Source organism: Citrobacter sp. Cpo045 (assembly GCF_030332875.1).
In the GTDB taxonomy this organism is placed as follows: Bacteria; Pseudomonadota; Gammaproteobacteria; order Enterobacterales; family Enterobacteriaceae; genus Citrobacter; species Citrobacter portucalensis.
In genome coordinates, this window is the sequence record NZ_JAOWGZ010000084.1 from 24232 (window position 1) to 38591 (window position 14360).

A 14360-nucleotide genomic window follows, 5' to 3' on the forward strand; every position below is an offset into this window, starting at 1 on the left:
GAAATGAAAAGCGTTCTGAAGTGGGTAGGAGCCAAACACAACATTATGGCAAGTCTTAAGCATGTACTACCGAAAGGTGGTCGGCTTATTGAGCCCTTTGGCGGTTCAGGCGCTGTAATGATGAATACGAATTACCCAGAATACATTTTGGCCGATATTAATAGCGACCTGATCGATACATACCAGAGTATTTTTAAGTCGCCTGAAAAGGTACTTTCTGAGCTTAAACGCCTTTACTGTCTCGGGCGTTCTGAGGACGCCTATTATGAGCTGCGAAGCCAGTTCAATAATCATGATAGTGCAAGTGACACTCAAGCTGCTCTGTTTATCTATCTGAATAGGTTTGGCCATCGCGGACTATGCCGATACAACCGGAAAGGCATCTTTAACGTCCCCTGGGGTTATTACGCCAACCCCTATCTCCCAGAGACAGAGTTATACGCAATGGCTGAGAAAATGTCCTCAGCAACTTTACTTTGCGCCAGCTTCCAGACCACGCTATCAATGGCCCGCCCGGGTGATGTGGTGTATTGCGACCCACCATATGTTAATCCCGGCAGATTCACGGCTTACCATGCCAGCGGTTTTACACCCGCTATGCAGATTGAGCTTACCAAACTGCTCCAGTTGCTGCCTGAACGCGGGGTTCATGTCATCGCATCATGCCACGATGCGCCTGATATTCGTGAGCTTTATCAAGCCTTCGCTATTCATGGTGTGACTGCCCGGAGAAGCATATTTAAAGGCAGCGGGGATGGGAAAAAAGCTTCAGAAATCTTCGCGGTCAAATTAGCGGATAACTCGAAAAAGGGAGCTGCGGCATGAAACGCTTCCATTGTTCTGAAAAGCTGCATAACCCAGAGACTGAGAAATTTTGTCAGGATATCGCCGAACAATATCGGACAGCACCTGATATTGCCGTGGCGCAGTTTAAACAAGTGCTGAGCTCTAAGCCTCTAACTTACTGGGAGTGTGTCGTGATCCGCGAGCGTGTCTCTGACCTTATTAAAATTAATCAAGCAACAGCTGAGGGCCACGATGAGCCAATTTAAACCCAAAAGCCTTGTAGTCTACCGCATCCAAAAAGCTCTGGAATTAGACAAGCTGGATGAACAGTTAAGTGAGTTGAAATACACTCCCTGCGGGCCTAATGATATGGCACGGTCAGGATGGATCCCGCCATTGGGTGAAGATGTCGAGCTGTTAAAGCATGAGTCGAATAATCTCATTCTTCTGACTGTTAAGCACGAATCGAAAATACTTCCTCCCGCGACCATCAAAGAAATTGTGCGAACCCGGGTTCAGAAACTGGAGAAAGAGCAAAACCGCAGGCTAAAGAAAATGGAGATCCAGGCCGTCAACGATGCCGTGCTCGCTGAGCTCATACCAAAGGCTTTCAGCAAATACAGCACTACAAACATTTGGGTGGATACTAAATCACGTCTACTGCTTGTTGAGACCACCAGCCATAAAAAAGCAGATGATGTAACAGCTTTGCTACGTAAAACTATTGGCTCACTTCCAATTATCCCATTCACGCTGGAAACGCCGGTAGAACTGACGTTAACAGAGTGGGTCAAAACAGGAAGTCTGCCGCCTGGCCTAGCTTTATGCGACGAAGCCACGCTCAAAGATGTGCTCGAAAACGGGGGGGTCGTTACAACAAAACGCCAGGATTTGATATGTGATGAGATCGCTCATCACATCGAGGCCGGAAAGCTTGTGACAAAGGTTGCACTGGGCTGGATGAACCAGATGTTTTTCATCCTGAATGACAATTTCATCTTTTCACGACTGACCTTTACGGAAGAACTTATTGAACAGAACGATGACATTTCGCCAGAAGATCACGCCCAAAGATTTGATGCCGATTTCGTTTTGTTTACCTCTGTTGTTATGGAGGTTCTGGACACAATGATAAAAGCCCTCGGGGGTGAAAGCCCAGGACTCATCACAACGCCGTCAGACGAACAACAAGGTGTCGCGGCAGAAGCCAAACAACCAGAAAAAACCTTCCATTAAAGGGCTGAGAGATGATTACAGCTACAGAACTCCAAGAGTTATCACGCCAGGTTGAAAATGCTAACATTGCCCGAGCCCTGGCAGTTAAAGAGTTGGTTAAAGAGACAAGAGATCGTCAGTTTTCATTGTGGGCGCTATTTATTGGTCTCTTCAGAGAGACACCGGCGCGAAAAAAGCTGAACGAATGTGAATTGCATCTTAACCTGCTGCTGCCAAAATGCAGGAGCATCTTTCTTCAATACGTAGTTATGTCCTCGTTGGAAGAAATTTCGAAATCACCAGATTGTGAGATTTATCAGCATCTAGTCAACTGCTGGAAAGAAGCTCAGATAAAATATAACGAGTCAGGCAGACGACTCAAACTTGCAGAAAATGCCCGTGAACTATTAAAAACAGCAAAGGATGAATGTAATAGTGCTTCCACAACTGAATTTCTGGATATGGTTACTACCAGTAAAGCAATATCCATACTTTCAGCAATAGACACATCCTCTGCGAGTAGTTCGTTAAAGAGAGCTATGGGTGCGCTTAAGCGATTAGCAGATGAAATGCCTGCCCGGCAATCACCTATTGATTCAAATTTACCAGATGACACGCTTGATCTGTTTGTCGATCTGACTATAAATCCTGTTATCGATATTCTCTCCTGGTTAAATATTGAAAAGCTGGATAATGCCGAAGTGCAGTGCAGCAAAGCCTTAAAGAAACTTCAGACGTTATTAGGACAACTGGGTGCTGAGCATGATTTGAGAACTAAGGATTATCAATCTCAATTAGATACGCTTAAGAGAATTGAACAACCATACATCAAAAAGGTGATGCGGCATATACCCGAAAATATGAAGTTCAAGGAGCCTGAGTATCTCCAGACTATAGGAATGAACCCATGACTCTAAAATATATAATCGCTCTCGCAATATTTCTGACATTTGTGTGCTTTGCAGCTTTCATACTTATCTACGCGAGTCGAACAAAACGAGAACAACAACAAACTCAGCAACCTTTGGACGAGCATGATCAGCAGGCAGATATTAATGCCGATGCCGACGAGAACGCCGCACTTGATGGGTTGAGCGAGTACTTCATCAAAAAAAATTCGATATTGCCAAAAGTCCTGATGGATCTTTATGTGCGCTTGAGTGCGGTGTTCAATGGTCAGTACATTATCGCACCCCAGGTGCTTGCCCGGGACTTAGTAGAGCTGGAGCTCGAAGATGAACCGGTTGCCCCGGTTGACGTACTTCAGGCGCAACAGTACGCAGATGAATTCGTGTTCGATTTTGTTCTCTCCGATGCGCATACCGGGGAACTAGTGCTAGCAATGATCAATGAAGATGCTATCAGCGCTCAGCCTGAAGGAGAGTTCATTATTGCCCTTTTTAAAAGAACTCACATTCCTGTCTTTCGCTATGAAACGTTGTCAGGCTTGGACGATAACGCCCTGGCAGTCAACATCGCTGAATCAATAGACGATGGCCGATTCTCTTAGTTCCACAAGGAATTTATTATGTCTCTGTCAAAAAAACAAAGAATAGTACTGAGGGCTAAATTTGGTGGTCGATGTGCATATTGTGGCGAGGTACTGAAAGAAAAAGGTTGGCACGCTGATCACGTAGAACCTGTGCTAAGGAAATCCGTCCAGGATATGCAAGCTGCGGCCAGAGGGAAATTTAAGCTTAAGGCTACCGGTGAAGTGTTTAATGAAAGTGCCAACTGCTTAGAAAATCTTTTCCCAGCCTGTGCGCCCTGCAATCTGCTCAAAACAACATATTCACTGGAAATGTTCCGCAAACAAATAAGTTTACAGGTTGAAAGGGCACGGAAGAGTAGTATGAATTTCAGAACGGCAGAAAGATTCGGCCAGATAAGCATTGTAGAGAAACCCATTGTTTTCTGGTTTGAACAGTATTCAGAGAAAAATGGTGCTATCAAATAAACGACTAATTTAACATTATCATGGCGCGTATCGCGCACTGCTTCGTCAAATATTCAGCCGTGATAATATTGTTTAGTAGGCCCATTACGGAGCGTATATGACTAATCATACAAACTGGACTGGAGACCTGACCGAAGGCGCAACTATATTTGTAGCCACACCAGATGGCCAGCTCAGCAAATGTAGAGTCGAGTCCGTTCGAGACCGACATTTCTCGGTCGAGGGTATTGAACGTGAATTCGATAAGTTGAATGCCTGCTCAGTTGATGGGTTACTACACTCTTACCCCGACGATTTCGAGTCGAGGGAGTTATTTGGTCTGTGCCAGCAAAAAAACAGGCTCAAGTCTCTGCAAATTGATTCATTATCGTTACAGCAAGTCCAGTACATGCTGGCTGGCCTGGAACTTGCCAGGAAGAGATATGGATACCAGTACCGAGGCAGCAAAGCCGTAGATACCAATCAGAAGGGTAGACTGGCCATGAGCATTGATGATTCGCTTCACCCAATTCAGATCGCTTATATACTGGCAGGTTTAAAATTATCTCTCCTTCAAACAGAGGTGAACCATGACTGCTAACCAACGTAAACGTCCTTCGCGTAACAATCGAGCTGTCCAGTTAACGTCCGAGCAGCTGGTAGAAGCGAAGACGCTTGACCTGAAAGCCCACCATTCGTTTAAAAACCTTATGGGTCTTGCTGCAATCAGTGTCGTGGTGTTTGTCTGTCTTGGCTCCTTGATCCATAAACAACGCTCAGTAATGAACGAATGGGACCTGGGTGAAGTGATCAGAGGCGTTGATTTGAAAGCCGGAACCCTCGCAAAAAACAACTTTTTCATCACCAACAAAGGGCAGTTTGAAGCAAGTGGCGTTACAGTGTCACTTACGGGTACAAAACTGAAATTACAGCAGCATCAGGACGGAAAATATTACGTTTGTAATTCTGCAACAGGTGATTGTGTTCTGGTATCCGATGTACAAGCTGAAAAAATTCGTGACCAGCTGTAGCGAGGGGAAAATATCGGTTACTGTCACCGGTAACCGAAGGAACCTTCGTATATGTCACGACAAGAAGCCGCAACGCAGTTATTTATGTCTGCACCACCAGCAAGTATTGATGTCGTTATTGAGCAGCTGGAAAGGGACGCTCAAGCAGCCGGTATCGATATCCATACAATCTCTGTAATGGCCAGCCTGTTACGTGATCGAATAGAAGCATACAGTGACGTGCTTAAAATCGAGCCTGAGCGGGTGATACACGCACTTGAGGTACTGCGAGGTACGGAAGTGCCGTGGGCTTTTTACACTCCGTCCAGGCTACCTGAGCTTGAAGATGTTCATTGCTGGGAAACTCCTCACGATTTTGACCAAGACCTAGGTGAACACCAGCTGCGGCGCTATATTTGCCCTAAATGCGAGCATGAATCAACCGACCCAATGCGCTGCACGGCTGGCCATGCTCCTGGAGTTAACCAGTATCCTGAAAGCTGTGATGCCACTATCTGGAATTCGCCCGATTCTTGGGATAGTATTAACCCTATAATAAAATTAATTATCAAATCTACGTTCCTGGCTGACCTGACTGTTCATACAATCTTCTATCCGAAAGGGTTGAAGCTTCCTGAAATTCAGGACGTTGAGTAGTCTGCTTCGGGCTCTGTGATCTGATAGTTATATATACCTCATTTAAGACCCCTTACTGGGGTCTCTTTTTTTGGACTTCCGCCGTGCTATGTACTTCACGGTATCCCCAAATATCCCGGCTTATGTAGTTCGTCGATTTGCTTCGTCACCTGCCATACCTGTCTCATAATTTCTCTATTTGGAGAAATCTGATGAACCTACCGACAGCTGTATTAGCGAATAACGATGAAAATGAATCAGACGTCCTCAGCCTTTATGCTAATCCCGTAGACAGTCAAAGTGGCCTCATTGAACATGACGGCTTTCAAAAACTAAATGCCATGCGCGATCTGCTGGTGGAATACAACACAACACTGAAGCACATGCAGGCCATGTATGATGCAGTGATGCGGAACCGGCATGATGAAGCATGGCGCATGTTCTGTGATTCTTGTGACAATTCCATCAAATATACGCTGGCTGTAGAAAATTTGTTCTGTATAGAACGGGCCCGCTGTGCTCTCGATGAAAAGTACTGGCAAAAGCTGCTCGATCTGACCGGCGTAAAACCATTTATGCCCACCGAAAGATACGATGACTGGAACGAAGGATTGAGGGCATGGCGAAAATCATCAGAATCAAATTTTGAGAAGCTTAAGCCTGTACCCTTCAACGAAGAAAGTATCTTTTCTACCGCATTCGCATTGAATGAAGAGAAAAAAGACTACTTCGCCCAGATGGTTCATGGTGTGTTTGAAAAGCTCTCCGCTCTGCATAAGACTAACCGTGCCCAGGGCTTCAGCAACAAACTCATCATAGCCAGCTGCTTACCAAGTAGAGATAACCGCAGATCCTATGACTATCTCAACTATTTTAATGACCTTCGTAAGGTTATTGGACTGATGTATGGACGAAGCGGTGCTGAGGATGTGAATTCGGCTGCGGTCAAAGAGTACATGATGAGTAACCCTGGCGAATGGGTAAGTATTGATAACGATAGTCTTAAAGTGAAGGGGTTTATTAACGGCAATGTGCATATCCTGATTGAGGAGGAAACTTGTGACAATCTCAATCTGGTACTATCCCATTTAATGCCAGGCTGCATTCCTCTCGATCGCCGATACACCACCGGCCATAACTCCGCAAGAACTGTAAAAACCAATGAATATCGGTCGCAGTTGATATCATTCTCTGCTGTTAACTCCTTAATATCATATGCCACTGACCATTTGAACGCGGGCAAACACCTGTCACCGGGGCCGCACACTTTTATCCTGCGGGACAACCAGTCTGTTAGTGAGAAAAAAGAACTGGTGAACATATGGGAGTCATTGGGTGCTGTCAGAAGATATAGAGAAGTATATGACTTTGACTTTAGCCCCGTTGAAGCATTCAAACTTCTGGCATTACATGGTTCTATACCTGACCGCTATACGCACCAGTTCTATGCAACGGTCGGAGAACTCCAGAAACGAGCAATTGATGAATGTATGGTGGCTTCAGGTATGCGTTTGCTGGAACCGAATATCGGTCTTGGTGCGCTACTGAAAGGGTTACCAGAGGGGGTGGATGTTACTGGTTTTGATATACACCCCGCAGCTGTTGCAATTACTGGCCTGCGCTGGAACGTCACCCTTAATGATTTTCTATTGGTCAAGCCTGAAAATACCGGCTTGTTTGAAAGAATTCTGATGAATCCTCCATTTAGTGACTCACGCTGGATTGCACATTTTCAACATGCGATGAGATTCCTGAAACCGGGAGGACGCTTGATAGCAATACTGCCAGGGAGCGCAAAGGAGCATCTTTTAACCCGAGAAGCTGGGCCCGGTTACGACATCAATATTCTGGGTTGCTATGACAACGCCTTTGAAGGAACCGCAGAATCCATAAAACTTTTCTCCGTTGATGCCCATGAATAGTGGGGAAAGGAAGAGCTGGTCGAGTTAATTTCGTCACCCGTAACTGAACAGAAAAAATGAGATAGAGAAAAAGCCGTCAGTTTGTCGATGTTAAATGCTATTCAAATTTTTCAACATGCGACAATTGAGCCAACTACATGAAGAGGAAACACAATGTCAGCATTTCTCATCAATAAATTATCTTTCGAAGATACCAAACAAATAATGTTGTCCTCCATGAAAACAATGGCATCTCTTCATGGTATTTTGGCAATATTCTTGCCGATAATTGCTGGTGGTGGACTCCTGACACTCATCATGAAAAATGTGACAATGGAGGGGCTTGCATTTTTTATCTTACAGCCAGTTGTACTCACCCTCTACCTTACGGCTATCTTATGCCGATATCAAAGCTCAGAGCTAAGATTGAATATCTGGGAAGAACTACGCAACTTTATCGTTGTGTTAGTTTATGCATTATTCCTGACCGTACTAATGATCGTAATATTGTGGTTAGTCAAATTTATGATTGCTTCAGCGGTTGCGGGTGAAACCAACCATGTTGAATATAAACAACCAACATTAACAAGCATTAGTCTGGCTTACTCCAACCTAATAGTGTATTTCAATATGTACGCCCTTGCCACTTTGAGCGTATTTATCGCTACGCCAATGCTCGTTTTATTCATACCAACAGTTACGCGGTGTAAAGGTTCTCTGCTGAAAAGTATACCAGTCATTTGTAAAAGTACTTTTATGAATATTGGGCCGTTGTTCGCATTTTCAGCTATCTCTGGTGTTGTTTTACTTTCGTGGTCATACTTTTCGCTCAGGTATGAATGGTTAATCCCGGCAGCAACTATACCTCTGGCCTACTTATCAATATTGAATTACCAGCTGTCTGAAGCAGCATTGCCTCGTAACCAATAAAAAGGAAACCTGTGATGAGAAAAATAATATTAAATGCGGTTGTTTGTTTATTTGCAATTAATGCATCAAGTTTCGCAATATCAGCGGAAAGCTCTCCATCTCGTGACGAACTGAATGACGTGATGAAAGTTCATGCTTCCGAGATTGCTGCTGTTATCGCATGTAAAGACTACCTCGAAAATGGCGAGGAACGTTTGACTGAAGCGAAATCAAAAGCTGGCCGTGTACTGGGTAAGATGGTAGGCAATCAAGCCAAGGGTAGCGAGTATGCTAGTCGGATTCTGGTAACTGTTAACGAAGCTAAGCCAGATGAGCAACTGAAGGCTGAATTCGACAAGGTCAACCTTGACCACTCAGTCCGCGTTGCAAAATGCGCTCAGCTAGTAGCTGGTAATGCCGCACGTGCGGACGATGCTGATATCAATTATCTGAATTAAGAGGCTAGCAATGGCGAAGATCAGGATCACTCATCGTTATGACATCAATAAAGACATGTTCTATGGCGTAGAAACTAACCAGCCATATGAAAAGGTTGTTCAGAGGTTAGCTTATCTCCAATTGATTCATTCCACGTTGCCTGATTTTCCCTACATGGCTAATTGCCTGGAACAGGCCGATGCAGTAGAACTCTATTGTCGAATCTTTGGTGGTATTCCTTTAAACACAAATCAACATTATACCGCAGAGATTGATTTATATAGGAACTGGGAAATAGATACACGCGAACTCGTTAATGACATTAATTGCCAAAATTCAATTGCCATTTCCGGCTGCGTAGAAAAAATATTTAAATACATTGTTGAAAACTCTGTTCAGATCTATCAGCTCACAAAAGAAGCTTATAAATTAGGGCAGGGCATGACTAATAATGAAAAAGAAGAAATGGCTCTTTTACTGATTTATATGGATTGGCAACTTCAAAGGATGGATCGTGTTTTAATGGGAGAAAAAATTCAAAAGGAATGGGATTGGCACGATTTTGAGGGAAGGTTGATTTCAGACATTTCGTATACACACACCGGACAACCTGACCTATACATCCACAAAGATTAATGTCATTGACGCACAAGCTGAATATATTTCGACCTTGCACAAATAGCAAACAAACACATTAGAAAGAATTAACCATGCATCTATAATGGATTCTGTTAAGCATAAAATATGGGTAGTAATAGATCCGTTATTGAAAATGTAAGACATGCTGGTAGAGTAAAACGAATGATAACCGTTTACCTTCTCTGTTCTGGCGGATGCCAGTTTATGGATGTGCATACTGGAACTATTTGAAATATGTAGGTAGAGGGATCTACTTACTATGTAGTGTGATTAAAAATATTCTGTTTTCTATGTGGTCAAAAAGTTCAGTATGAGTGATATATGATTGATGATTACAAAAGCTTCCTCAAAAACCCCGGGAATTTACCGGAACTAATTAGTTACTCTCCGTCAGGCAGACCTAGCTTAACGAGACGAGTTGAAGATCGCCTTAAATGCGCCCTTATCCTCGGCTACCTCAAGCCCGGTGATAAGTTGGTAACAAAAAACATCGCCGATGCTATGAAAATGAGCGTCACGCCCGTCCGTGAAAGCCTGATACGTCTGTCTGCCAGTAGTGCTCTTGCTTTGACTCCATCACATGCCTTTTTTGTTCCCATCATCACCAGTGAGCAGTTCAACGAGTACATGAGAATGAGGCGATTGATTGAGCCAGAACTGGCAGAAAAGGCCGTACTGAAAATGGATGCCAATGGCTTTGAAGAATGCCTGTCTTTGTGCCAAAAGCTGCGTTCCGCATATGAACGTAGGGATGTTTATCTGGCGCACCAGCTAAACCTCACTCTGCGGCTGAAGCTTTACATATACGCCGGTCTGCCTGAGTTTTTCAAAATTGTAACCCAACTGTGGATTAACCTGTGGCCAACTCTGAGTTACACGTTCGAATCTGACTCGGAGGATAAATGGCCAATATTTTTCTCGTCGCTTGAACTCGCTCTTTCAAACAGGGATGCAGGGGCAGCAGCAGATGCCATTAGAGAGTCACTGGATAAGGGGTTGCGGATCTATCTCAGCTTGTTAACCGAGCAAGGTGAGTAAACCGGCTACTAGTAGCCGGTTCGGATTCAACGTTTGAGGGTTTGCATCATCAGGGAGGGTTTAGGAATTGGTTCTTTCTGCTCAGCAGGCTTATCCGAATCAATGATGGTTGTTGCTCGGATACCTGTGGCCTGGGTTTCCACTGGTGAAGAATTCCGTTCAACGGCAATGCCCAGCGTTTGCGACAGAATGTTGCTCAGCGTTTCGGCATTAAACGATGTCGTGGTTTGTGCGGCCAGCAAATTTATTAACCGAGGGTCGAGCTCATGCAAGGCAGACGCAATTACCAGTGCCTTACGGTAAAATTCCCCCCGGGATCGGCGGGGTAAGCGCTCCATAATATCAAGAGCTTTACCGTCTTCTGGATTATTGCCGGGGCGGAGCCAGACGAGTAAACGTTTATCTTCTTCCATCACATAACCTCGTTTAGACGCTTGCCATTGCTTTGACGAGCGCGAGCTGCGCGTCAGGCGCTTTGATGACATCCAGCTTAGGGAATAGTTCGACAATATGAGAATGGATGAGCTCAGCACCGCCCCCGGCCAGTATGATTTTGTGGACGCTGTTCTGACGACGTATATCAGCTGCAACAGCTTCGGCCAGATTTTTCGACTCAGAATCGATAACGTCAATGATGGCATCAATTTTAGAGTGATCATTGACCGCAGAAGCAATCAACGCTCTATCATGACGGTTTTTAATGATGATATCCGCAATGGCATAACTACTTGGAGACTGGGCATCCTGGAGCGCAGCCATAACAGCTTTTGTCACTCGTGAAACGCCAACATCGCTGTTGCCAAAGATATCAGATATGCCCTCCATTGCCCCCTGAATGATGGCCAGGTCTAGGGTTGTTCCCCCCAGATCGACAACCAGGGTTCGTGTAAGCTGCGTGGTTGTTTTAGGATCAATCAGATATTCAGCCGCAGGTACTGATTCAGGCATTACGTTAACTTTTACAACATGAAAAGTTTCGCCATTATTCAGGGTTATTGGGCCCATAACGTTGGCCTTTTTCTTTTCAATATTAGCTTCGTTCAACTGCGCATCGCTCGTGAAGAACATGGCCACCGGCAGTGTCACTGTAAGTTCAACATCCTGTGGCTCAAGACCGGAAGTCAAAAGGGCATGATGAATTGCTACGCGACTTACAGCGTCGAACTGGAAAGAGGTATGCGTTGTTGTAATTGCAGATGTTGAACCAATGTCGTGAGTAAATTTCCGCCCATCAATGAGATAGTTGTAGATAGTTTTACCACCAAATGCGAGTGGAGTAGCCCAGCCTTCGCGGAAGGCGTTCTGCGAAACATGAGTTTTGATTTCACCATTCTCAATCCAGGCAAGTTTTACGTTCGTTGAGCCGTCATCACAAGCGATGTTCATCATGGTATATACCTCATTAAAATGTTCAAAAGTATCAAAAATCTCTGCCATTTTAGATAGTAAGCCATCCTGAAGCAAGGAATGCGCACCTGTAGCGCACGTTTAATGTCCACAAAATGACTATGAAAAGTGAATTACGAGTGAGTAAAACAGGAACGATTCTATCGGATTGAAATCTGGCGGGGTAAACGAGAAAGAGGGATGTATACGTACATGCAGAGGTCGGTAGCCCTGGAACACCAACGGAAAAAGTAACAAACCACCCGAAAAATGAACCAGTGCCACCAGACTAAATTGTGACAATCGATAGCCAATACTGCAAGAGAACCTAAGAATAAAAGGTATCGCTATATGACAGCTCAGTCGGTAAAATCGAGGAAACCATGTCGGATCACCATTGTAGTTTCTGGTTAGTTCAATAATGAGGTATCCCCAATGACATCCATTCTGCTTACTTCTGATTCTGTTGATGGGTACACTTTTTGTATTTCTACTGATGGTAATGGATGTAAGCTGTCAGTCAGGCCAGAATACCGGCGCAATGGCACACAAACTTATGATGGCTGGTTTCCCAGATACTACTCAAAGCCTCAGTATGCTAAAGCAGCGTTAACAAGGTTCCTTGGAGAATCTGTTAACTGGTCACCACGGACGGGGCTCAGTTAGTCACAGGATACGTAACAGCCTGAGTCCGAGGATACCAACAAGTCAAGAGAACCCCCTGATAAACCCTTAACAATCAACACCTTACCTTGGTGCGCTTAATGAACCTTATGTTGAATTATGGTTAAGTAGTCGATTTTATGGTTGGAAGTGCCTGTTTGCAGTAAAATGCAGTTCATTACCTTTAACCACTGGAACTAGACATGGCTAATGAAGATCTCCCCTCTGGGTGCAAACGCTGTAAAGGATGCAATCAGGTTAAACCCTTCGAAGAATTCGGTAAGGAACTTAAGGGTAAGTTTGGCCTTAAAAGTAAATGCAAGTTGTGCATTAGCGATAAAAACAGAAATTATGCTGCCGGTTCCGGTGCAGGTGTAAAACTCCAAAACAATAAAAAATACCAGACCGAGCATAAGAGTGAACTGGCAGAAAAGATGAGAGTAAGACGGGCAAAGAAAAAATTTGGAGATAACTATGAAGCATATCTAGCATCTTTAGAAAGGATTAAAAACCTCTGATAATTACATAACAACCTTAGCCAATAAGACACAAAGATTATGTATTGTTGCTTTTATTTCAAAGCATCAACTTTATTGAAAAGTTACGCTATACACTGTGCAATTTATTATGCTGATTTAATTTGGTGATTATATGAGTTGTCATGACAGAGACATCAATAAGATCCTTCAATCATTCACTCACTTAATGGTTGAAGCAAAAAAAAGCATCTTTCATTCAAAATCAATGAAGGTTCAAGGTCTTCAGTTAGTAGATGAGTTATACATCCGTGCCCGGACGGGAAAAATGTCATACCTCGGTTCGTCGGTACTGGTAGTCGCAACCATTTCAGTGAAGACCCCAGGCAAAGGATTTTTCAGACAGTTACTCTCGAAATTAAAAGAAGCAGCTGAGACAAATAACTACATCTTAAAGGTTGAGAATGTCATCAGCACCGAACTTAGGGAGTTTCTTATCAGAGAGGGTTTTTCATTTCCTGGTGAACGGTGGATGTGCGGTTCCGGCTACTGGGCTCCATCATCACTTAGGCTTAATGACCAATTAAGCACCCTCCCCGTCTAATATGAGGCCGTAAATGTTCATAACCCCTGAAGTTGCTTATGTCTGCGAGCTGTTACATAAATATGATGTACTTCCACTCGAATGTGATGGTCATACTATGGTTGTAAGTTGCCTGCTAGATAGATTCTGTATACCGCACCAGCGCATCGTTGGAGAAGTAACGTTGGCTGGAACTGGCCAGATAATTCGACCTCATCTGTGGATAGAGTATGACGAATACATAATAGATTACCGCCTCCGCATGTGGGCAAGGAAAACCGAAGATAATGTTAGTCTAGTGCCTCATGGCATCTTTATCGAAGATAAAAGTCAGGCAATTTACACTGCTCAAAGAATTGCAAATAAAGCCATGATATCAGACTCGATAATTGATTTTATGACAGATGGGTTATGGACTAAGATTCTCCTAGAAATCCCTGGTAAAAAAAGAATTACATAAAGCAGGAGGATTAAGTTTGTTCATAAAGTTTTTCTTCACTGACACTCAAAGCAAAGATGTCTTTTTCCAAGCACCAATCTTAGAAAATATTTGCTTTTCTACTGACTCAAGTTGGTTCATTAAAAGATGATAGTTGAATCGCCACGGATAATCTAGACACTTCCGAGCCGTTGATAATACTGGTTTTCATATTCTGTCGGTGAAATCTGATCGCTAGAACCATGCCGACGCTTACTGTTATAAAACATTTCGATGTAATCAAAAATATCGCTGCGGGCTTCTTC

20 protein-coding genes are annotated in these 14360 nt (G+C 43.9%); 17 read left to right on the plus strand and 3 right to left on the minus strand.

What is annotated here, in order from left to right:
* The first annotated feature begins 3 nt into the window (after positions 1–3).
* The 14 genes from OGY13_RS06420 (at position 4) to OGY13_RS06485 (ending at position 10508) form a co-directional block, all read left to right on the plus strand.
* Positions 4–825, plus strand: a complete 822-nt coding sequence (locus tag OGY13_RS06420; protein WP_007372165.1) for a DNA adenine methylase — start codon at positions 4–6, stop codon at positions 823–825.
* Positions 822–1052, plus strand: coding sequence for a hypothetical protein (locus OGY13_RS06425; protein WP_007372166.1), 231 nt, complete (start codon positions 822–824; stop codon positions 1050–1052). Before OGY13_RS06420 ends, OGY13_RS06425 begins: the two co-directional genes overlap by 4 nt.
* Positions 1039–2022 carry a recombination-associated protein RdgC gene (rdgC, locus tag OGY13_RS06430; RefSeq protein WP_007372167.1) on the plus strand — a complete coding sequence of 328 codons (984 nt, stop codon included), beginning with the start codon at positions 1039–1041 and terminating at the stop codon, positions 2020–2022. The genes OGY13_RS06425 and rdgC overlap by 14 nt, the downstream gene beginning before the upstream one ends.
* An 11-nt stretch (positions 2023–2033) precedes the next feature.
* Entirely contained in the window at positions 2034–2912 is an 879-nt protein-coding gene (locus OGY13_RS06435) for a hypothetical protein (protein ID WP_009654998.1), read from the plus strand.
* Entirely contained in the window at positions 2909–3511 is a 603-nt protein-coding gene (locus OGY13_RS06440; protein ID WP_223226832.1) for a hypothetical protein, read from the plus strand. The genes OGY13_RS06435 and OGY13_RS06440 overlap by 4 nt, the downstream gene beginning before the upstream one ends.
* Positions 3512–3529: 18 nt before the next feature.
* Positions 3530–3958 (plus strand): HNH endonuclease, encoded by a 429-nt coding sequence (locus OGY13_RS06445; RefSeq protein WP_032951321.1) that lies wholly within the window; start codon positions 3530–3532, stop codon positions 3956–3958.
* 97 nt (positions 3959–4055) lie between these two features.
* Positions 4056–4538, plus strand: coding sequence for a hypothetical protein (locus tag OGY13_RS06450; RefSeq protein WP_032951323.1), 483 nt, complete (start codon positions 4056–4058; stop codon positions 4536–4538).
* Entirely contained in the window at positions 4528–4968 is a 441-nt protein-coding gene (locus OGY13_RS06455; protein WP_223226831.1) for a hypothetical protein, read from the plus strand. The genes OGY13_RS06450 and OGY13_RS06455 overlap by 11 nt, the downstream gene beginning before the upstream one ends.
* A 51-nt stretch (positions 4969–5019) precedes the next feature.
* The gene (locus tag OGY13_RS06460) at positions 5020–5604 is read left to right on the plus strand and encodes a hypothetical protein (protein WP_032951326.1); all 585 of its coding nucleotides are present in this window, start codon (positions 5020–5022) and stop codon (positions 5602–5604) included.
* Positions 5605–5795: 191 nt separating this feature from the next.
* A complete protein-coding gene (locus OGY13_RS06465) occupies positions 5796–7505 on the plus strand; it encodes a DUF4942 domain-containing protein (RefSeq protein ID WP_007372173.1) in 1710 nt (569 codons plus the stop codon).
* A 153-nt stretch (positions 7506–7658) separates the two neighbouring features.
* Complete coding sequence (locus tag OGY13_RS06470) at positions 7659–8414, plus strand: hypothetical protein (protein WP_009654999.1); 756 nt, start codon at positions 7659–7661, stop codon at positions 8412–8414.
* A 14-nt stretch (positions 8415–8428) separates the two neighbouring features.
* Positions 8429–8851 (plus strand): hypothetical protein, encoded by a 423-nt coding sequence (locus tag OGY13_RS06475; protein ID WP_043016719.1) that lies wholly within the window; start codon positions 8429–8431, stop codon positions 8849–8851.
* A 10-nt stretch (positions 8852–8861) separates the two neighbouring features.
* Positions 8862–9467 (plus strand): hypothetical protein, encoded by a 606-nt coding sequence (locus tag OGY13_RS06480; RefSeq protein WP_043016718.1) that lies wholly within the window; start codon positions 8862–8864, stop codon positions 9465–9467.
* A 324-nt stretch (positions 9468–9791) separates the two neighbouring features.
* On the plus strand, positions 9792–10508 hold the full coding sequence (locus tag OGY13_RS06485) for a GntR family transcriptional regulator (protein WP_080940394.1): 717 nt from the start codon (positions 9792–9794) through the stop codon (positions 10506–10508).
* Positions 10509–10534: 26 nt separating this feature from the next.
* Here OGY13_RS06485 and OGY13_RS06490 read toward each other — a convergent pair whose 3' ends face one another.
* Both OGY13_RS06490 and parM read right to left on the minus strand, forming a co-directional pair.
* Positions 10535–10921, minus strand: a complete 387-nt coding sequence (locus tag OGY13_RS06490; protein ID WP_009652914.1) for a plasmid partitioning/stability family protein — start codon at positions 10919–10921, stop codon at positions 10535–10537.
* Between the two features lie 13 nt (positions 10922–10934).
* Positions 10935–11972 (minus strand): plasmid segregation protein ParM domain-containing protein, encoded by a 1038-nt coding sequence (gene parM / locus OGY13_RS06495; RefSeq protein ID WP_009652920.1) that lies wholly within the window; start codon positions 11970–11972, stop codon positions 10935–10937.
* 788 nt (positions 11973–12760) lie between these two features.
* On the opposite strand from parM, the gene OGY13_RS06500 reads away from it, so the two are divergent.
* The 3 genes from OGY13_RS06500 to OGY13_RS06510 all read left to right on the plus strand — a co-directional run bounded on the left by OGY13_RS06500 (position 12761) and on the right by OGY13_RS06510 (position 14076).
* The gene (locus OGY13_RS06500; protein WP_009652923.1) at positions 12761–13075 is read left to right on the plus strand and encodes a hypothetical protein; all 315 of its coding nucleotides are present in this window, start codon (positions 12761–12763) and stop codon (positions 13073–13075) included.
* Positions 13076–13208: 133 nt separating this feature from the next.
* Positions 13209–13637, plus strand: a complete 429-nt coding sequence (locus OGY13_RS06505) for a hypothetical protein (protein WP_032155219.1) — start codon at positions 13209–13211, stop codon at positions 13635–13637.
* Between the two features lie 13 nt (positions 13638–13650).
* Positions 13651–14076, plus strand: coding sequence for a hypothetical protein (locus OGY13_RS06510; RefSeq protein WP_016241518.1), 426 nt, complete (start codon positions 13651–13653; stop codon positions 14074–14076).
* A 152-nt stretch (positions 14077–14228) separates the two neighbouring features.
* On the opposite strand, the gene OGY13_RS06515 is transcribed toward OGY13_RS06510, so the two are convergent.
* Positions 14229–14360: IS3 family transposase (locus OGY13_RS06515; protein ID WP_286637569.1), on the minus strand; the 132-nt coding region annotated here is incomplete at its 5' end.